General features: G+C 54.9%; 18 protein-coding genes. 1 reads left to right on the top strand and 17 read right to left on the bottom strand.

Annotated features, from left to right (window positions below):
- Nucleotides 1–130: 130 nt before the first annotated feature.
- The 17 genes from ftsA to ilvI form a co-directional block, all read right to left on the bottom strand.
- Nucleotides 131–1,387 (bottom strand): cell division protein FtsA, encoded by a 1,257-nt coding sequence (gene ftsA, locus RT340_RS04930; RefSeq protein WP_013507861.1) that lies wholly within the window; start codon nt 1,385–1,387, stop codon nt 131–133.
- Nucleotides 1,384–2,223: a cell division protein FtsQ gene (gene ftsQ / locus RT340_RS04925; protein ID WP_160833545.1), complete on the bottom strand. Its 840-nt coding sequence runs from the start codon at nt 2,221–2,223 to the stop codon at nt 1,384–1,386. Before ftsQ ends, ftsA begins: the two co-directional genes overlap by 4 nt.
- A gap of 1 nt (nt 2,224) precedes the next feature.
- Nucleotides 2,225–3,145, bottom strand: a complete 921-nt coding sequence (locus RT340_RS04920) for a D-alanine--D-alanine ligase (RefSeq protein WP_097118340.1) — start codon at nt 3,143–3,145, stop codon at nt 2,225–2,227.
- Nucleotides 3,138–4,613, bottom strand: a complete 1,476-nt coding sequence (gene murC / locus RT340_RS04915) for a UDP-N-acetylmuramate--L-alanine ligase (RefSeq protein WP_313374508.1) — start codon at nt 4,611–4,613, stop codon at nt 3,138–3,140. Before murC ends, RT340_RS04920 begins: the two co-directional genes overlap by 8 nt.
- A 69-nt stretch (nt 4,614–4,682) precedes the next feature.
- Nucleotides 4,683–5,741 (bottom strand): undecaprenyldiphospho-muramoylpentapeptide beta-N-acetylglucosaminyltransferase, encoded by a 1,059-nt coding sequence (gene murG, locus RT340_RS04910; RefSeq protein WP_313374506.1) that lies wholly within the window; start codon nt 5,739–5,741, stop codon nt 4,683–4,685.
- On the bottom strand, nt 5,738–6,952 hold the full coding sequence (gene ftsW / locus RT340_RS04905; protein ID WP_034829677.1) for a cell division protein FtsW: 1,215 nt from the start codon (nt 6,950–6,952) through the stop codon (nt 5,738–5,740). Before ftsW ends, murG begins: the two co-directional genes overlap by 4 nt.
- Nucleotides 6,952–8,268 (bottom strand): UDP-N-acetylmuramoyl-L-alanine--D-glutamate ligase, encoded by a 1,317-nt coding sequence (murD, locus tag RT340_RS04900; protein ID WP_313374504.1) that lies wholly within the window; start codon nt 8,266–8,268, stop codon nt 6,952–6,954. The genes ftsW and murD overlap by 1 nt, the downstream gene beginning before the upstream one ends.
- Nucleotides 8,269–8,270: 2 nt before the next feature.
- Nucleotides 8,271–9,353, bottom strand: coding sequence for a phospho-N-acetylmuramoyl-pentapeptide-transferase (mraY, locus tag RT340_RS04895; RefSeq protein ID WP_034829683.1), 1,083 nt, complete (start codon nt 9,351–9,353; stop codon nt 8,271–8,273).
- Nucleotides 9,347–10,708 (bottom strand): UDP-N-acetylmuramoyl-tripeptide--D-alanyl-D-alanine ligase, encoded by a 1,362-nt coding sequence (gene murF / locus RT340_RS04890; RefSeq protein WP_313374501.1) that lies wholly within the window; start codon nt 10,706–10,708, stop codon nt 9,347–9,349. Before murF ends, mraY begins: the two co-directional genes overlap by 7 nt.
- The gene (murE, locus tag RT340_RS04885) at nt 10,705–12,192 is read right to left on the bottom strand and encodes a UDP-N-acetylmuramoyl-L-alanyl-D-glutamate--2,6-diaminopimelate ligase (protein WP_313374499.1); all 1,488 of its coding nucleotides are present in this window, start codon (nt 12,190–12,192) and stop codon (nt 10,705–10,707) included. Before murE ends, murF begins: the two co-directional genes overlap by 4 nt.
- Entirely contained in the window at nt 12,179–13,945 is a 1,767-nt protein-coding gene (locus tag RT340_RS04880; RefSeq protein ID WP_313374497.1) for a peptidoglycan glycosyltransferase FtsI, read from the bottom strand. Before RT340_RS04880 ends, murE begins: the two co-directional genes overlap by 14 nt.
- A 20-nt stretch (nt 13,946–13,965) precedes the next feature.
- Nucleotides 13,966–14,286, bottom strand: coding sequence for a cell division protein FtsL (gene ftsL / locus RT340_RS04875; protein ID WP_034825986.1), 321 nt, complete (start codon nt 14,284–14,286; stop codon nt 13,966–13,968).
- A complete protein-coding gene (rsmH, locus tag RT340_RS04870; protein WP_160833550.1) occupies nt 14,283–15,224 on the bottom strand; it encodes a 16S rRNA (cytosine(1402)-N(4))-methyltransferase RsmH in 942 nt (313 codons plus the stop codon). Before rsmH ends, ftsL begins: the two co-directional genes overlap by 4 nt.
- Before the next feature lie 2 nt (nt 15,225–15,226).
- On the bottom strand, nt 15,227–15,685 hold the full coding sequence (mraZ, locus tag RT340_RS04865) for a division/cell wall cluster transcriptional repressor MraZ (protein WP_038649082.1): 459 nt from the start codon (nt 15,683–15,685) through the stop codon (nt 15,227–15,229).
- A 493-nt stretch (nt 15,686–16,178) separates the two neighbouring features.
- Nucleotides 16,179–17,189: a catabolite repressor/activator gene (gene cra, locus RT340_RS04860; RefSeq protein WP_097118335.1), complete on the bottom strand. Its 1,011-nt coding sequence runs from the start codon at nt 17,187–17,189 to the stop codon at nt 16,179–16,181.
- A 198-nt stretch (nt 17,190–17,387) separates the two neighbouring features.
- Nucleotides 17,388–17,879: an acetolactate synthase small subunit gene (ilvN, locus tag RT340_RS04855; RefSeq protein ID WP_034825997.1), complete on the bottom strand. Its 492-nt coding sequence runs from the start codon at nt 17,877–17,879 to the stop codon at nt 17,388–17,390.
- Between the two features lie 2 nt (nt 17,880–17,881).
- A complete protein-coding gene (ilvI, locus tag RT340_RS04850; protein WP_034825999.1) occupies nt 17,882–19,606 on the bottom strand; it encodes an acetolactate synthase 3 large subunit in 1,725 nt (574 codons plus the stop codon).
- 733 nt (nt 19,607–20,339) lie between these two features.
- On the opposite strand from ilvI, the gene leuL reads away from it, so the two are divergent.
- Complete coding sequence (gene leuL, locus RT340_RS22580; protein WP_101749442.1) at nt 20,340–20,423, top strand: leu operon leader peptide; 84 nt, start codon at nt 20,340–20,342, stop codon at nt 20,421–20,423.
- The last annotated feature ends 87 nt before the right edge of the window (nt 20,424–20,510 follow it).

Below are 20,510 nucleotides of genomic sequence, written 5' to 3'. Positions count from 1 at the left end.
CCGCCGACGCCGATGACTTTAATCACCGCGTCATTGGTTAATTCCATAGGTTCAAACATGATTTCTCTCCGTTATGTGCCTGTCGCCTGGAGATCATAAACATTGCCTGCATGATCTCCTTTTTCAAAAATTAAAACTCTTTCTTCAGCCAGCTATTGATACGTTTAAACCAGTTGCCCACTGAAGCACGTTTTTCCGTTTCTGCATCACCGTTCATGTGTGACTCTTTGCCGTAATGCAGCAGACCGACTGCAGTTGAGTAATACGGCTCCTGCGCATAATCCGTCAGGCCGGTGATGTTAAGTGGCTGACCAATACGCACCTGCGTATGAAATACACGCTGGGCGCAAGCGGCCAAACCTTCAATCTGTGCTGCGCCACCGGTCAGCACGATGCCTGCTGCCAGGTGGTGTTTCACGCCCTGCTGGCGCAGTTGCTCCTGCAGTTGCAGAATCTCGTCATTCACCAGATTCAGCAATTCGGTGTAACGCGGCTCAATCACTTCTGCCAGCGTTTGGCGTTGCAGACTGCGCGGTGGACGTCCACCGACGCTGGGCACTTCGACGTTTTCATCTTTGCCAACAATCGAACCCAGCGCACAACCATGGCGTACTTTGATCGCTTCCGCATCGGTCGGCGGCGTGCCGAAGGCATAGGCGATATCACTGGTCACCACATTCCCTGCATAAGGGATCACTTTGGTGTGACGCAGTGCGCCGCCGGTGTAAACCGCGATATCCATTGTACCGCCACCGATGTCAACAACACAGACGCCCAGCTCACGTTCATCTTCAGTCAGAACCGAGAAACTGGATGCCAGTCCGGCAAAAATCAGTTGGTCAACTTTCAGGCCGCAACGTTCAACGGCTTTAACAATATTTTTCGCCATATCATTGTGGCAGGTGATCAAGTGCACTTTCGCCTGCATACGCACGCCGGAAAGTCCCACCGGATTCTTGATGCCTTCCTGATAATCGATGGCATATTCCTGAGGAATAACATGCAGGATACGATGTTCATCGCGTACGCGTACGGATTTCGCCGTATGTACCACGTTCTCTACATCATCCTGAGTCACTTCCTCTTCCGAAATCGGAACCATCCCGATTTCGTTCTGACAACTGATATGTTTGCCCGATAAAGCAAGGTAAACCGACGAAATCTGGCAATCAGCCATCAGTTCAGCCTGGTCGATGGCGCGTTGAACGCATTTCACCACCGACTCAAGGTCATTTACGCCGCCTTTATCCATACCGCGAGACGGGCAGCTGCCCACCCCAATAATGTTGACCATACCATCAGGCAGAATTTCCCCAACCAGGGCGGCAACCTTTGCGGTGCCGATTTCAAGTCCTACTACCAGTTTTCTGTCCGTTGCCTTGATCATTGTGGTTTAGCCTGTGCCTGGTTTTGTTGCTGATTACTGTCCTGTGGCTCCAGCGGGGCCGCTGCCCAGCCTACTGCGGCACCGGAGTCGTAGCGCAAATCGACATAGGTAATGCGCTTGTTCTGACTCTGGCCCTGCTGCAGCAGCTCCGGATAGAGCTCAATAAAACGGTTCAGACGCTTCATGGTGTCGCTGCGTCCCAGTTCGATGCGCACATCGTCGCTGGTCACTAACTGCCACGAGCGCCGCGCCGTCATCGACGCGACCTTCAGGGTAAACTTGCCGGCTTTGAGCACATCACTCATGGTGTGATAGCCCGCCAACACCTCTGTTTCACTGCCTTCCGGGCCATATAACATCGGCAATGTTTCTTTACCGATATGACTGGCCGGGACGCTGAAGGAGACGCCATCGGCGTCTACCATGTGTGAGTCATTCCAGCGTGCCACCGGAACATACTCCACCAGGTTAATCTTCAGCTCATCAGGCCACTGCTTACGCACACTGACCTGTTTAATCCAGGGTAAACGCTCAATCTGTTGCTGGATGATGTCCACGTTTTGCGACATAAACGTGCCAGGTGCACCGAGCGACAAAATGGCCTGGCGAATGTCATCATGCGTGGTGTAATGCGTTTCCCCGGTCACCACCAGCTTCGACAGCGGTAAACGCGACGCATCATTCATCCACTTCAGCACCACCAGCCCACCGGCAGCCATGATGCCCAACACCATCAGCAGGAATACGACGCCAAACAGTCGGGCACCGTTGCTACGCCCGGTGCGCGCACGCTCCTGGGGTTCGCGATTTCGTACACGTATCGCCGCCTGAGACATATCAGTCAGCCAGTTCCAGAATACGCGCCACCAGCTGCGGGAAACTGTATCCCGCCTGCTTTGCGGCCATCGGCACCAGACTGTGGCTGGTCATGCCCGGTGAGGTATTCACTTCCAGCAACTGGAATTTCCCCTCGCCATCTGTCATTACATCGACGCGTCCCCAGCCGCTGCAACCCAGTGCACGCCAGGCTGCCCATACCAGCGTCTTCAATTCTGCTTCCTGATCTGCACTCAAACCACTTGGACAGAAGTATTCAGTATCGTCAGAAATGTATTTAGCTTCATAGTCATAGAACTCGCTGGCGGTTTTAATTCTGATTGAAGGCAGAATTTCATCACCCAGGATGCCAACGGTATATTCCGCACCACTCAGGAATGCCTCAACTAGCACGTCATTATCGTGGCGAAACGCTTCATCCAGCGCTGCAGGCAAGGCTTCTAACGTGTTCACACGGCTGATGCCGACACTAGAACCTTCACAGCTTGGCTTCACAAACAGCGGCAGCCCGAGCGCATCAATGGCAGCCTGCGTTTGTGCGTCTAAACCCTGCTCCTGCTGCTGACGCGTTAACCAGACGAATTTGCCTGAAGGCAGTCCCCTGCCCTGCCACAGCAATTTGCTGCGCAGTTTATCCATGGTGATCGCCGAAGCCATCACGCCGCTGCCGGTATAGGGCAACTGGAGGAACTCCAGCACCGCCTGCAGCGTGCCATCTTCACCGCCGCGACCGTGCAGAGCGATAAAGGTTTTATCAAAGCCCTGCGCTTTAAGATCCAGCACTGACACATCACGGGTATCCACGCCGTGCGCATCAATGCCCATCTCACGCAGACCAGCTAACACCGCACTGCCCGACATCAGCGACACTTCACGCTCTGCCGAGGTTCCGCCCATCAGGACGGCGACTTTCTCAGCCATGACGCGCCTCCGTTTTCGCAGTTGGCTGCAACGCAAGCTCAGCCAGTTTGCGGGCGATCTTGCCGATATTGCCGGCGCCCTGCACGATGACCAGATCGTCACCTGACAACAACGGGGCCAGCGCTTCCGGCAACGCATCGTGCTCAGAGACCAGAATCGGGTCAACCTTGCCACGATTGCGAATCGCGCGGCACAGTGAACGGCTATCTGCGCCTGGAATCGGCGCTTCACCGGCCGGATAAACATCCAGCATCAGCAATACATCGACCTGTGACAGCACGTTAGCGAAGTCATCGAACAGATCACGAGTTCGCGTGTAACGATGCGGCTGGAATACCATCACCAGTTTTTTCTCTGGCCAGCCGGCACGCGCGGCTTTAATGGTGACATCCACTTCCGTTGGGTGATGACCGTAATCATCCACCAGCATTGCGGTGCCTGGATTGCCATTGACCGCTGCGGTATCAAATTCGCCCAGCACATCAAAGCGGCGCCCGGTGCCCTGGAAGCTCTCCAGTGCCGCCAGAATCGCGTTATCTTCAATGCCTTCTTCTGTCGCCACTGCAACCGCAGCAGCAGCATTTAAGGCATTGTGACGGCCCGGCGCATTCAGGGTCACTTTCAGCACCGGTTTGTCCTGACGAATCAGGGTAAAGTGCCCCTGCGCGCCGCGTTGTTCATAGTTTTCGATGCGCACATCGGCGTCATCACTGAAACCGTAAGTGGTGACCTGACGGCCTACGCGTGGGATCAAATCGCGGATCACCACATCATCTACGCACATCACCGCACGTCCGTAGAACGGCAGGTTATGCAGGAAGTTGATGAACGTCTGCTTCAGGTTCTCGAAATCGCCCTGATAGGTGTCCATATGATCCGCTTCGATGTTGGTGACAATCGCCACCATCGGCTGCAGATGCAGGAACGACGCGTCACTCTCATCGGCTTCCGCAATCAGGTAACGGCTGGTGCCCAAACGCGCATGTGTGCCCGCTGCTTTCACCAGGCCGCCATTGACGAAAGTTGGGTCTAAGCCACCTTCGGCATAAATACTGGTAACCATCGCTGTGGTGGTGGTTTTGCCGTGCGTACCGGCAACCGCGATGCCATGACGGAAGCGCATCAGCTCAGCCAGCATCTCTGCACGGCGAATCACCGGGATACGCTGCTCGCGTGCCGCGACCAGCTCCGGATTGTCCTGAGCCACCGCAGTCGACACCACCACCACGCTCGCATCCGTCACGTTTTCCGGGCGATGGTTGAAATAAATGGTCGCACCCAATGAGGCCAGATGCTGGGTCACCGGGTTAGGCGCCAGATCCGACCCGCTGATGTGATAACCTTCGTTCGCCAACACCTCGGCAATACCGCCCATGCCAGCACCACCGATGCCGACAAAGTGAATGTGCCGGACGCGACGCATCTCGGGCACAATGGAACGCAGTTTTGCCAATTGTTGTGTATTCATCTGTCTCAATTACCTGTTGATCTCATTTGTACCTGCATTCAGGTACAGCCGGTCAAACCGACCTATTAATTACTTCGCGACGCGTGCCACTTCCTGCGCAACCCGATCGGTTGCATCAGGAATCGCTACCTGACGGGCTTTCTCAGCCATCGCCAGCAGCGTGGCGCGATCCCAATGGCGCAACGTGTCCGCTACTGCAGTCGCGGTAAATTGCGGCTGCTCGAAAATTTTGGCTGCGCCCGCTTGCTCCAGCGGCAACGCATTCCAGTACTGCTGACGGTCTTTGTGCTGAAACGGCACGAAGATCGCCGGTAAACCTGCGGCGGCCACTTCGCTCACCGTCAATGCGCCCGAACGACACACCACTACATCCGCCCAGGCATAGGCTTCCGCCATATCATCGATAAACTCGGTGACCTTGTGCTGCGGCTGTCCGGCATCGCGATACGCCTGTTGCACCGTCTCCAGCGCGCCTTTGCCGCTTTGATGCCAAATCGTGATGGCATCACCCAGTTCTGCGGCCACCTGCGGCACCGTCTGATTCAGAATGCGTGCGCCCTGGCTTCCGCCGACCACCAGCACACGAATCGCACCGCTGCGTCCACTCAGGCGATCAGCAGGCAGCGGCAGGGCCAACACATCGTTACGCACGGGATTGCCAACCACATCGGCTTTCGGGAATGCACCCGGAAACGCCTGCATCACTTTGGTGGCAATTTTCGCCAGCCACTTGTTGGTCAGCCCGGCAATGCCGTTCTGCTCATGCAGCACCACAGGAATACCGCAACTCCACGCGGCTAATCCACCTGGACCGGAAACGTATCCGCCCATGCCGAGCACCACGTCCGGCTGCCAGCGCTTCATGATGCGACGCGCCTGGCGCCATGCATTGAAGATGCGTACCGGTGCCAGTAACTGCGCCTTAACACCTTTGCCGCGCAAACCGCTAATACGGATAAATTCAATTTCGATGCCATGTTTCGGCACCAAATCCGCTTCCATTCGGTCAGCGGTTCCGAGCCAGCGCACCTGCCAGCCCTGTTCGATCAGATGGTGTGCCACCGCCAGACCCGGGAACACATGTCCGCCGGTTCCGCCGGCCATCACCATCAGCCGCTTGCTACTCATCGAGCACCTCGGGTAAACGCCTGCGCTTTTGCCAGACGCGTTTCATAATCAATGCGCAATAAAAACACGATGGCGGTCGACATGATGATCAGACTTGAGCCACCATAACTGATCAGCGGCAATGTCAGACCTTTGGTCGGCAGCATACCTGCGGCCGCACCGACGTTAACCAGCGCCTGGAAGCTAAACCACACGCCAATTGAGCAAGCGAGGAAGCCAGAAAAGCGCTGATCGATCTCCAGAGCACGGCGACCAATCGACATCGCGCGAAAAGCGACGAAGAATACCATTAACAGCGCCAAAACCACACCGACATAACCCAACTCTTCACCAATGATGGAGAAGATAAAGTCGGTGTGTGCCTCCGGCAGATACTCGAGTTTTTGCACCGAGTTGCCGAGGCCCTGGCCCCAGAATTCACCACGACCGAAGGCCATCAGCGACTGGGTCAGCTGGTAGCCGCTGCCAAACGGATCTTCCCATGGGTTCCAGAAAGAGGTCACACGGCGCATACGATAGGGTTCAGCGATAATCAGCAGCACCACGGCAAAAATACCGGAGCCGATGATCGCCAGGAACTGCCACATTTTGGCACCCGCGAGGAACAGCATCGCTAGCGTCGTCACAAACAGCACAACTACAGTTCCGAGATCCGGTTGCGCCAGCAGTAACACGGCCAACACCACCATCACGCCCATCGGCTTACAAAAGCCCCAGAAGTTGTTGCGCACCTCTTCCACTTTGCGCACCAGATAGCTGGCGAGATAGCAAAACAGGGAAAGCTTGGACAATTCGGCCGGCTGAATACGCAGTGGGCCGAGGGCAATCCAGCGCGATGCACCGTTAACCGAACTACCCACCACCAGGACGATCAGCAGCATTGCCACAGACGCCATCAGCATCACGTTGCTGTAGCGCTGCCAGAAATCCATTGGCACGCGCAATGTCACCAGAGCCATACCTACCGCCAGGGCAATATAGAAAGCGTCGCGTTTAGCGAAGTAGAACGGGTCTTCGTTAAGACGCTGGCCGACCGGCATCGACGCTGAAGTCACCATCACAAAGCCGATAATCGCCAAACCAAAGGTCAGCCACAGCAGCGTACGATCATACAGCACCACTGGCGCATCATCATTTTCACGGCCGCCCATCACCCAATCGCGTAAACGCACGGAGAGGAAGCTGGCAATACCGGCACCTGGAATGCGCATCAGCTCAACTCCTTCGCCAGCTGCGCGAAAATATCGCCGCGCTGTTCAAAAGTGCGGAACTGATCGAGGCTGGCGCAGGCCGGTGACAGCAGCACCATGTCGCCCGCCTTCGCCTGAGGGGCAATCTGCTTCATGGCCTGCTGCATCGTCTCTGTGCGCGTGGCGATCTCCGGGCGCAACGCCGCGAGCGCATCGCCGTCACGACCAAAGCAATAGATGCGCACGTTGTCGCCCTGCAAAAAGCGCGTCAGTGCACTGAAGTCAGCGGATTTGCCATCACCGCCCATCAACAGCCACAAGGTGCCTTTCACCTGCAAACCATTGAGTGCCGCTTCAGTACTGCCGACATTGGTGGCTTTGGAGTCATTAATCCAGCGCACGCCATTGGCTTCATGCACCAGCTGGAAACGGTGCGCCAGGCCAGTGAAAGTCGTTAACGCTTTCAGACTGGAAGCGCGCGGGATATTCACCGCATCTGCCAGTGCCAAGGCCGCCAGGGCATTGGTGTAGTTATGCTGCCCCACCAACGTCATTTCGTCTGTGTTTAATACCCTTTCACCCTGCGCCCGCAGCCAGGTGTTGCCCTGCTGCTGGGTCAGGTGATAATCACCGAGATTAATGCCAAAACTGACACAACGTGCATCAACACCGCGAACGGGCATGGTCATACCATCATCGGCATTGACCACACAGACGCGGGCGTTTTCATAAATGCGCAATTTCGCCGCACGATACTGCTGCATGCCCAACGGATAGCGATCCATATGATCTTCCGTTACGTTGAGAATGGTGGCAGCCGCTGCTTGCAGACTGTAGGTGGTTTCTAACTGGAAGCTGGAAAGTTCCAGCACATACAACTGTGCCGGAGATTTCAGCAGGGTTAGCGCCGGTAAACCTATGTTGCCACCCACGCCAACCTGCCAACCTGCTGCACGGGCCATTTCACCCACCAGCGTGGTGACGGTGCTTTTACCGTTCGAGCCGGTGATCGCGACAATCGGAGCCTGAGCTTCACGGCAAAACAGTTCGATATCACCGACGATTTCGATACCGGCATCCGCGGCTTCACTTAATGCAGGATGTGCCAGCGCGATACCTGGGCTGGCAACGATCAAGTCCGACGCCAGCAACCAGTCACTGTTGATACCGCCTACATAGCGTTCAACCGCCTCAGGCAACTTGTCGAGGCCAGGCGGAGACACACGGGTATCCATCACGCGAGGCGTCACGCCCTGCGCGAGGAAGAAATCAACACAGGACAGGCCAGTGATGCCGAGTCCAATGATGACGACTTTTCTGCCCCGATAGTCAGCCATGATTAACGTACCTTCAGCGTTGCCAGGCCAATCAGCACCAGCATCAGTGAAATAATCCAGAAGCGCACGATGACACGCGGCTCCGGCCAGCCTTTCAATTCATAGTGGTGGTGAATCGGTGCCATGCGGAAAATGCGTTGGCCGCGCAGCTTGAACGAGCCCACCTGCAGGATCACCGACAGTGTTTCAACCACAAACACGCCGCCCATGATCACCAGCAAAAACTCCTGACGCAGCAGCACGGCGATGGTGCCTAACGCGCCTCCCAGTGCCAGTGAACCCACATCGCCCATGAAGACCTGAGCCGGGTAGGTGTTGAACCACAGGAAGCCGAGACCGGCACCGACAATCGCGGTACAGACAATCACCAGCTCACCCGCGTGGCGCAGATACGGGATGTGCAGATATTCCGCAAACTTCACGTTACCGGTCGCCCAGGCGACCAAAGCGAAGCCTGCCGCCACAAAAACGGTGGGCATAATCGCCAGGCCATCCAGACCATCGGTCAGGTTGACCGCATTACCGGTGCCGACAATCACAAAGTAAGCCAGCAGCACATAGAACAATCCCAGCTGCGGCATGATGTCTTTAAAGAACGGCACCACCAACTGAGTGGCCGGTGTGCCTTTGCCCGCAGCGTAAAGCGCAAAAGCCACGCCAAGGGAAATCACCGACATCCAGAAGTATTTCCAGCGGGCAATCAGGCCTTTGGTGTCTTTGCGTACCACTTTGCGATAGTCATCGACGAAACCGATAATGCCGAAACCAATCAGCACCGCCAGCACGCACCACACATAAGGATTGGATGGATACGCCCACATCAACACCGAGACGGTGATGGAGGTGAGGATCATGATGCCGCCCATGGTTGGCGTACCGCGCTTACTGAAGTGCGATTCCGGACCGTCGTTACGCACCACCTGGCCAATTTGCAGTTTCTGCAGCCAGGCGATCAGGCGCGGGCCCATCCAGAGTGATAGGAACAGAGCGGTCAGCAGGCTGACAATGGCGCGAAACGTCAAATACGAGAAGACGTTAAAGCCGGAATAAAGTGCGACCAAATGTTCGGCCAGCCAGACTAGCATGTTCCTTTCTCCTGTAAGCTCTCGACGACCTGCTCCATGGCGGCGCTACGTGAGCCTTTAACCAAAATAGTGATGTCCTGATGTTGGGACAGCAATGCGCGTAAACGTACAGTCAGCTCGGTTTTTGTAGCGAAATGCTCGCCTCTACCGCTGCTTTCACCGATCAACCGACTCAAAGTGCCGGTACTCAGAACACAATCAATACCTGCTGCCCTGGCGGCTTCACCCACCTGCTGATGGCAAGCTCCCGCTTCATCGCCCAGTTCGGCCATATCACCGACGACCATCACTCGGAACCCTGGCATATCGCCCAGTACCTGTGCGGCCGCCGTCATCGAACCGACGTTGGCGTTATAGCTGTCATCCAGCAGCAGTTGATTGTCTGCCAGACGAATCGGGAACAGACGCCCCGGTACGGGCTGCAGTGTTTTCAAACCGGTTTGGATCGCGCTTAGCGGGGCATCAACTGACAGTGCCAGCGCAGCAGCAGCAAGCGCGTTCGCGATGTTGTGGCGACCAGGCAGCGGAAGCGCAACAGCAATGTCTCCGCGCGGCGTATGCAAGGTAAACAGCGTGGCGTCGGCGCGTAGCACGATCTCGCTGGCACGGAATTCTGCATCTGCCATCGGCTGTGGCGAGAAGCGCCACAGGGTCTTATCGACAAACTGCGACTGCCAGTTAGCGAGATCGTTGCTGTCAGCATTGACGATGGCGGTGCCGTGTACTGGCAATCCACCAAAAATTTCGCCTTTGGCTTTCGCTACACCGGCCAGTGAACCAAAGCCTTCCAGATGCGCTGCAGCGAGATTATTCACCAGCGCCGTTTCAGGACGCACTAAATCGGTGGTGTAAGCAATCTCGCCCTGATGATTAGCACCCAGCTCAATCACCGCGAACTCGTGTTCTGGGGTCAGACGCAGCAACGTCATCGGCACGCCGAAGTCGTTGTTCAGGTTGCCAGCGGTATAGAGGGTTTCACCACACTGACGCAAAATGGCAGCGGTCATCTCTTTGACGGAGGTTTTACCGGATGAACCGGTCAGGGCTACCACGCGCGCCTTCGATTGCTGACGCACCCAGGCGCCGAGCTGACCAAAGGCAATGCGGGTATCTGCCACCACCACTTGCGGCACATCTAAAGGCAAGTGCTTACTCACCAGCAGCGCTTTGGCACCCTGGGCAATAGCATCCTGAGCAAAGTCATGCGCATCAAAACGCTCACCGACCAGTGCGACAAACAGGCTGCCATCAGCCACTTTACGCGTGTCGCTGGTCACATCATTCAGCGTCAAATCAGCGCCGTGCAGTTGACCACCACTGATTTCAGCCAGTGTTTTCAAAGAAACCGGGATCATGCTATCACCCCCAGTAAACGGGCGACGGTGTCGCGATCGGAGTAATCCAAACGACGGTTACCAATGATTTGATAATCTTCATGGCCTTTACCAGCCAGCAGCACCACGTCATCGACATTGGCCTGCATCACGGCGTTAGTGACCGCTTGCGCACGTCCCGCGACCACGCGGGCGCGACCGGGATCAAGCAAGCCAGTCAGAATGTCATTCACAATCGCGGCAGGTTCTTCGCTGCGCGGATTGTCATCGGTGATGACCACGATGTCAGAGAACTGTTCGGCAATCGCGCCCATCAGCGGACGTTTGCCTTTGTCACGATCGCCGCCGCAGCCAAACACGCACCAAAGTTTGCCTTTGCAGTGCAGGCGGGCAGCTTCCAACGCTTTTTCCAGCGCATCGGGGGTGTGAGCATAATCCACCACCACTGTGGGTTTTTCTGGCGCCGTGAACACTTCCATGCGACCGCATACCGGTTGCAGCTGAGCAGCGCTTGATACCAGCGCCTCCAGCGGATAATCGAGCGTCAGCAAGGTGGCCAGTGCCAGCAGCAGATTGCTGACATTGAATGCGCCCATCAGACGGCTATCAAATTCCCCGTCGCCCCAGCTGGAGCTGAACTGGATATGCGCACCGCCATCGTGATAATTCACCGCTGTGGCTTTCAACCAGCGTCCACGACAGCCAGGCTGCAAGTTGTCAGCCAGGGTGACGGCAACGGCATCCGGCAGTTTCTCCAGCCAGCGGCGTCCGACCTCGTCATCAGCGTTGATAATGGCTTCGCCAACCTGATGCTCAGAGAACAGCAGCCATTTGGCGGCTTCGTAACCCTGCATATCACCGTGATAATCCAGATGATCGCGGCTTAGATTCGTGAACACAGCCGCCGCGAAGGGCAGTGCCGCCACGCGATGCTGCACCAGGCCGTGAGAAGAGACTTCCATCGCAGCCAGCGTGGCACCCTGCTCCACCAGATCATTTAATACATGTTGAACATCTACCGCGGAACCGGTGGTGTTTTCGGTAGCCACCAGTTGGCCATATAAGCCATTACCCACCGTGCCCATCACGGCACCGGTTTCACCCAGCAGATTGGCCCACTGCGCCATCAGCTGCGTGGTGGTGGTTTTTCCGTTGGTGCCGGTGACACCGATTAATTTAAGTTTTTCAGCAGGCTGCTGATAAAAGCGCCCGGCCAGTGCAGAGAGACGCTGCTGCAACTGCGCCAGGTAGATAACCGGGACGCCGTGCATCTCGCGGATATCTCCATCGCTGGCTTCACCCTCGGCTTCGGCAATCACTGCCGCCACGCCTTGAGCAATAGCCTGCGGAATAAAACGACGTCCATCAGCATGATGGCCCGCCACGGCGATAAACAGATCGCCAGCAGCCGCTGAGCGGCTGTCTAGTGTCATGTCACGGAGTGGACGCGCCGGCGCACCCGGCACCCACGGGGCCAGTAAATCGCGCAGGTTACGATCGGTCACTTGATTCCTCACTTCTGTTCTTCACCAACTCGTCTTTATCAATTGTCGGCAGCGCATCTGGTTCAATGTTCATGGTGCGTAATACACCGCCCATGATGGCGCCAAACACCGGTGCAGAAACCGCACCACCATAATATTTACCGGCCTGGGGATCGTTGATCACCACCACCAGCGCAAAACGAGGGCGACTGGCAGGTGCAACACCTGCCGTGTAAGCAATGTATTTATTGACGTAGCGTCCATCCGGTCCCACTTTTTTCGCAGTACCGGTTTTAATCGCGATGCGATAACCCTTGATGGCGGCTTTAACCCCACCGCCACCAGGCAGCGCAACGCTTTCCATCATGTGCATCACCGTTTTCACCAGGTCTTCCTGGAAAACGCGTTCACCCGCCACTGGCGGGTCAACTTTGGTGATCGACAGCGGGCGGTTGATGCCGTAGCTGCCAATGGTTGCGTAGACTCGCGCTAACTGTAACGGTGTTACCATTAGCCCGTAGCCGAAAGAGAAGGTGGCCCTCTCTATGTCAGACCACCGTTGTTTTTGAGGGTATAAGCCACTACTTTCCCCGACCAGCCCCAAATTGGTCGGTTTACCCAGTCCAAAGCGCGCGTAAGTATCTACGAGTGCTGAGGAGGGCATCGCTAACGCCAAACGTGAAACCCCGACGTTACTCGACTTCTGTAAAACCCCGGTAAGGGTCAATTCGTTGTAGCGTGCCACGTCCTTGATCTCATGACCATTGACGCGGTACGGCACGGTATTCAGTACGCTGTTCTCTCTCACCACGCCACGCTGCAGCGCGGTCATCACCACCATCGGTTTGACGGTGGAACCTGGCTCGAAGATGTCGGTAATGGCACGGTTGCGCATCACATCTTTCGGCGTGTTGGAGAGATTGTTTGGGTTGTAAGCCGGGCTGTTGGCCATTGCCAACACTTCACCGGTGTTCACATCCACCAAAACGGCAGTGCCCGACTCCGCTTTGTTGAAAGCCACGGCATTGTTCAGCTCGCGGTACACCAGCGCCTGCAAGCGTTCGTCGATGCTGAGCGTCAGGTTGTGCGCCGCGCGGCTGTCTACAGAGGAGATATCTTCAATCACGCGACCGTAGCGGTCTTTACGCACCGTACGCTCGCCTGGCGCGCCGGTCAGCCACTTGTCGAAGCTCTTTTCGATGCCCTCAATGCCCTGACCATCAATGTTGGTGAAGCCGATCAGATGTGCAGTGACCTGACCGGCTGGATAGTAACGACGCGACTCTTCACGCAGGTAAATGCCGGGCAGCTTGAGTTTTTTGACGTATTCGCCGATCGCTGGATTCACCTGACGCGCCAGATAGATAAAGCGCCCTTTGGGATTGGCATTCACGCGCGCGGCGAGTTGATCGAGTGGGATGGACAACGCATCTGAAAGGGCTTTCCAGCGGCTGTCGAGTGACACACCGCCATGTTCCATCAGCTCTTTAGGATCGGCCCAGATGGCATTCACTGGCACGCTAACGGCCAATGGACGGCCAGCACGATCGCTGATCATGCCACGTGCAGTGGGAACAGATTGAACACGCAGCGAACGCAAATCCCCTTCTTTGACCAGCTTATCCGGGCTGATGACCTGTAACCACGCCACGCGTGACAGCAATCCGCCCAAAGCCAGTAAAATACAGCCGCACAGCAACGCAAAACGCCAGCTTATAAAGCTGGCCTTATCTTCCTGTTTTTTTAACTTCAGCGTTTTGCCTGCGCCGCTCATTGAGGTCTGCGATTCCTTATTTATCTCTGCACCACGATATTTTCCTGTGAAGGATCAACATGCTGCATCTGCAGCTTATCGGTTGCTATTCGCTCAACCCGGCTATGATCGCCGAGCGCATTCTCTTCCAAAATCAGGTTACGCCACTCGATATCGAGCGCATCACGTTCTAACACCAACTGTTCGCGCTGCGCCGTTAACAGGCGCGTTTTATGCGTGGTGGTCACCACCAACACCGAGGACACAAGTACTGCAATCAGCAGCAACACCGGGATCTTGCCGAATCGCAGCAGGTCACCGCCGATGACGCCGGGCAGGCTGTGTCGCTCGTTGCCAATCATGTCGCGGTCCTCTCAGCAATACGCAGTACCGAACTGCGCGCGCGTGGGTTCTCGTTGACTTCCGCTTCACCCGGAATCAGCTTGCCTAAGGTTTTCAATTCACGTCCACCTAGCGCTTTAAGCTGGCTTTCGGTCATTGGGATACCCGCTGGAACTTGCGGGCCTCGGCTCTGATCGCGCATAAAACGCTTCACCAAACGGTCTTCCAGCGAATGGAAGCTGATAACCGATAACCGCCCGCCAGGTGCCAGCACCGACATTGCCCCTTTCAGTGCAGTATCGATCTCTTCCAGTTCGCTGTTGATCCAGATACGAATCGCCTGGAAGGTGCGCGTGGCCGGATGTTTAAACTTGTCCTTCACCGGCATCGCAGCAGCGATCACGGTGGCTAACTCTTTAGTACGCGTCATTGGCTGCTCGCGATTACGCTCGACGATGGCGCGTGCGATACGTTTGCCAAATTTCTCTTCACCGTAGGTCTTGATGACGAAAGCGATATCGGCTTCCTCGGCGTTCATCAGCCACTCTGCTGCAGACTGGCCCCGTGTCGGGTCCATACGCATATCCAGTGGCCCATCACGCATAAACGAGAAACCGCGCTCTGCGTCATCCAACTGCGGTGATGACACGCCAAGATCGAGCAATACGCCATCGATCTTACCGGTGAGACCACGCGCTTCGACATACTCTGCGAGCGCCGAAAAGGGTCCGTGCACGATCGAAAAACGTGGATCCTGAATTTCAGCTGCAGCGGCTATGGCTTGCGGATCGCGATCGATCGCCAGTAAGTGCCCTTTCTCGCCCAGTTGCGAAAGGATCAGACGTGAGTGACCGCCGCGCCCAAAAGTGCCGTCAATGTAAATGCCGTCTTCCCTGATATTGAGGCCGTTAACCGCCTCATCCAGCAGCACTGTGGTGTGTTTAAAATTATCCTGCATAGCTATAGCGACAAGTCCTGCAACCGCTCAGATAAAGGCTCCTGAGCTGACTGTTCTGCGTCAATATCGTCCTTAACTTGTTGATACCAGGTCTGTTCATCCCACAGCTCAAACTTATTGAACTGTCCAACCAGCATCACTTCTTTGGTCAGGCTCGCATGTTGCCGTAGCGTATTCGCCAGCAACAAACGACCTGCATTATCCATCTGGCATTCGCTGGCATGTCCTAACAGCAGTCGCTGCACGCGACGTTCGTTCGGATTCATGCTGGATAAGCGCGCCAGTTTTTTCTCGATGATTTCCCATTCGGGCAGGGTATAAAGCAACAGACATGGCTGGTGGAGGTCAATGGTGCACACCATTTGCCCCTGAGACTCCGCGACAAGCAATTCACGATAGCGTGTTGGTACCGCCAATCGGCCTTTGCCGTCGAGATTGACTAACGTTGCTCCTCGGAACATGTCAGTCCTACCCCCCAATCACCCGTTTTCACCACTTTATCCCACTTTTTACCACGAAACGAGTTTACGGAGCCTATGAAATCCTTGTCAAGCCGCAACGACAAGTGAATATCACTCTTTACAAGGGTGAGAATTATTTAGTGGAGGGGAATTTAGGGGAATGAATGGCAAAATAAAAAATTAACCTGATGAATAATGGAATAAAAATTTTCACGATTTGAAAAATGGCGAAAAATAAAGCGTTTTAATCGCAAAAGATAATTATCCCGGGATATGCGACAGCGGCTGCATTTTAGGGGATTTCTGAAAGGAAGCCCAGCACCATCGCGCCAGCTCTGCTACGCGTCACTGCTGAAGATGTAAACAAATAAGAAAATTCAGTGCAGTTAATTCGTTAGGGAAAGTGGTGACTATTTACGCTTTTTTACCCCAGTCCTATGGCAGAAAAATATCTGGATGATTAATAAGTGCGGGCAGCGATCTGCCCGCGATTTCATTTAGTGCGGCGACTTAACTGACCACGGCGGAATAAATTGCGGCGAATACGGGTTAATCCCGGCTTCGGTTTGCGCGGTTCATCCAGCGAGGCCAAAACTAATTCCAGCACGCGCTCGGCGACATCGCGATGTCGCTGCCCCACCGCCAGTACCGGGCACTCTAAAAAGTCCAGTAATTCGTGGTCGCCAAAGGTGGCGATAGCCAGGTCAGTGGGCAGGCGGCCATCCCGCTTTAGGGTAATGTCCATCACGCCCTGAAGCAGACCGAATGAGGTGGTAAACAACGCATCCGGCATCGGATGATCTTCGAGATATTTCTCGAATAGTGTGGCAGCCGCAGTGCGATCAAAGCTGTTGCAGTAGAGGTAATCCACCGTGCGTTCATCGTCTTTCCACGCATCGCGAAAGCCCATTTCACGCAGGAAACTGACTGAAAGCTCAGGCAAGGCCCCAAGGAACAGCACATTTTTCACCGGAAGCTGACGCAATTCAGCCGCCAGCGCATGCGCATCGTCCTGATCGGCACCGACCACACTGGTGAAGTGTTCACGATCCAGCGCACGGTCCAGCGCGATAATCGGCAGCGGATCGTTGATCCAGCGCTGATAAAACGGGTGTTCTGGCGGCAACGAGGTCGAAACGATGATCGCATCCACCTGGCGCTGCAGCAGATGTTCAATACAGCGCATCTCATTGTCAGGCTGATCTTCCGAGCAGGCAATCAGCAGCTGATAGCCACGTTGGCGTGCCTGGCGCTCCAGATAATTGGCAATGCGCGTGTAACTGGTGTTCTCAAGATCCGGGATCACCAGACCAATTGAACGCGTACGTCCGGCGCGCAGGCCTGCCGCAACAGCATTGGGGTGATAATTATGTTCACGCACCACCGCCATCACTTTTTCGACGGTTTTGTCGCTGACACGATACTGCCGCGCTTTGCCATTGATAACGTAGCTGGCCGTGGTGCGCGACACGCCCGCCAGGCGCGCAATTTCATCCAGTTTCACGATGACACCTTAATTCTGATAAGCCAGGGCTGGGCAAATGTCCGCAGAGTAGCTATGGGTAAAACATTTGTAACATCTAACCGCAGAACACTACGCTGAGCAACCGCTTTTATCGGGCAGCACTCACAAGCGCATTAAATAAAAAAAACCCGGCATTACGCCGGGTTAGCTTGGAAGCAGGATGATAACTCTGCGGAATTAACGCATCACACGATCGCCACGTGACACGCCCACAATCCCTGATCGCGCCACTTCAACGATCTCAGCAACATCGCGTACCGTGTTGAGGAAGGCGTCGAGTTTATCGCTGGTGCCTGCCAGCTGAACCGTGTACAGCGTTGGCGTCACATCGATAATCTGGCCACGGAAAATTTCCGCGCTGCGCTTCACTTCTTCACGGCCATACCCGCTTGCCTGAATCTTCACCAGCATGATTTCACGTTCAACGTAAGCCCCCTGCCCCAGCTCGCTGACACGTAACACGTCCACCAGCTTGTGCAGTTGCTTCTCAATCTGCTCCAGTACTTTTTCATCGCCGACCGTCTGAATGGTCATGCGTGACAGCGTTGGATCATCGGTCGGCGCAACGGTCAGACTTTCGATGTTGTAGCCGCGCTGTGAGAACAAGCCCACCACGCGAGACAATGCGCCGGATTCATTTTCCAGCAGTACCGATAACACACGACGCATAATTAAGTCCTCTCCGTTTTGCTCAGCCACATCTCATCCATCGAACCGCCGCGAATCTGCATCGGGTAAACGTGCTCGCTGCCGTCGATATTCACATCAACAAACACCAGACGCCCTTTCGCCAGGGTATCCAATGCCAGCTGCAGCTTCTCTTCCAGCTCAGCGGGGTGCGCGATGGAAATACCCACGTGTCCGTAGGCTTCGGCTAAACGCACAAAGTCAGGCAGCGATTGCATGTAGGATTGCGAGTGGCGGCCGGAATAAATCATATCCTGCCACTGTTTCACCATACCGAGGAAACCGTTGTTGAGGTTCAGCACCAGCACCGGTAAATCGTACTGCAGTGCCGTCGACAGTTCCTGGATGTTCATCTGAATACTGCCATCACCGGTCACGCAGATGACGGTTTCATCCGGCAGCGCCATTTTCACCCCCAGCGCAGCCGGTAAGCCGAAGCCCATGGTGCCAAGGCCACCGGAGTTGATCCAGCGACGCGGCTTATCAAACTGATAATAGAGCGCGGCGAACATCTGATGCTGGCCGACATCAGAGGTAACGTACGCATCCCCCTTAGTCAGACGCCAGATGGTTTCGATCACCGCCTGCGGTTTGATCTTGTCGCTGGTGCGATCAAATTCAAGGCACTTACGGCTACGCCAGCCATCAATGGTCTGCCACCAGTCGCGCAGGCTATCCAGCTCTTGCTTCGCATCGCTTTGCGCCAGCAGTTCCAGCATCTGCGACAACGTCTGCTTCGCATCACCGACAATCGGGATATCGGCGCTGACGGTCTTGGAAATCGAGGTCGGATCGACGTCGATATGCATGATGGTGGCGTTCGGGCAATATTTCGCCAGGTTGTTGGTAGTACGGTCATCGAAGCGCACACCAATGCCGAAAATCAAATCGGCATTGTGCATGGTCATATTGGCTTCGTAAGTACCGTGCATACCCAGCATGCCTACACTCTGGCGATGCGTGCCAGGGAACACGCCGAGGCCCATCAGTGACATGGTGACCGGAATATTCAGCTGTTCAGCTAACTGCAGCAGCTCCGCCTCACAGCCGGACATAATCGCACCGCCACCGGCATAAATCACCGGCTTATGCGCGGCCAGTAGCGTTTGCAGTGCACGCTTAATCTGTCCTTTATGCCCCTGAATCGTCGGGTTATAAGAGCGCATGCTGACCGACTCAGGATAGACGTACGGCAGTTTGTTCGCTGGGTTAAGAATGTCTTTTGGCAGGTCGATCACCACCGGGCCTGGGCGGCCGCTTGCTGCCAGCCAGAAGGCTTTTTTCAGCACGGTTGGGATCTCTTCGGCGTTTTTCACCAGGAAGCTGTGTTTGACCACCGGACGGGAAATCCCGACCATGTCGCACTCCTGGAACGCATCGTAGCCGATCAGTGAAGACGGCACCTGACCCGACAGAATCACCATCGGAATCGAATCCATATAGGCCGTCGCAATACCGGTAATGGCATTGGTGGCGCCTGGACCTGAGGTGACCAGCACCACGCCGACTTCGCCGGTCGCGCGTGCCAGACCATCTGCCATATGCACAGCGCCTTGCTCGTGACGCACTAATACGTGGTCAATTCCACCGACCGTTTGCAGCGCATCGTAAATGTCGAGCACTGCTCCGCCCGGATAGCCGAATACCTGCTTAACGCCCTGATCGATTAACGAACGGACGACCATTTCGGCTCCTGACAACATCTCCATTTTCTGCCTCCAGGCTTGAGGAACCGGATCCCGTGACGCGCATTGCCCCTGCGCCACTGGCACCCAGCCCCATATTCGCCAGTTAAGATCAAAACCTTATGTTTATGCTCAGATGACAGAATTCATTTCTGCCTTCCAGGTACAGGGAATCTACTTGAGTTGATTCTTTTAAGAGTAGGTCGATTACCATAACCGCAGAAAACCCGGCCTGCAAACGACAGGAGGCTGCGACAGGCTTATTTCGGCACAAAAGGCACTGACACGTGATAATCGCTCGCGAGGATTAAACTAATGCCATCCCACAACCACAGATGAAAATGCTGGTTTCATGATTATTTGCAGCGTGTTCTAAGAAATATGATTTTCATATTGCCTGGCCGGTTAGCCCACAATTTTTCCTGAATATTACTTTCTGGCGTGATTAACTTCAAAATCCGCTTCTTGCATGACATTGTGCTAAGCTACCCGCCAAATCTTGTTTTTAAAATTGTGCCAAAACTCAGATTAAATACATTAATTTCAACAAGTTAAAATTAATTCGTTTTTATAAAAAATTTTTTAGGCTGTTTAAGCCATTATGCATGCAGCTAATTAATGCCAAAGCTCTGTATAGCGGGATATTCGCAGCAGATCGCCCTTAAAGGACAAAAGAAATACCCTTTCACTTAGGGTTGACTTCCCACAGTAATCCCAGTATCAATATGTGCAGCACAAAATTTACGAGGTTTGATTCATGTTCCATTCTTTCCGCCTACTCGGTCTACTACTAAACGCATTCAGTTTGCGCGGTAGACTTGTGGGTGGAATCAATCACTGATTCGAACCTGAAGAAGTTTAAAGAACCCGCGCCGATGCGCGGGTTTTTTTATGCTCGTTACACCGGCGAAGTTGAGTTAAAGCAAAA

This window comes from Pantoea sp. CTOTU50773, assembly GCF_032082325.1.
In the GTDB taxonomy this organism is placed as follows: Bacteria; Pseudomonadota; Gammaproteobacteria; order Enterobacterales; family Enterobacteriaceae; genus Pantoea; species Pantoea communis.
Note: the sequence above shows the minus strand (reverse complement) of the source record. Positions and strands in the feature narration are given on the sequence as shown.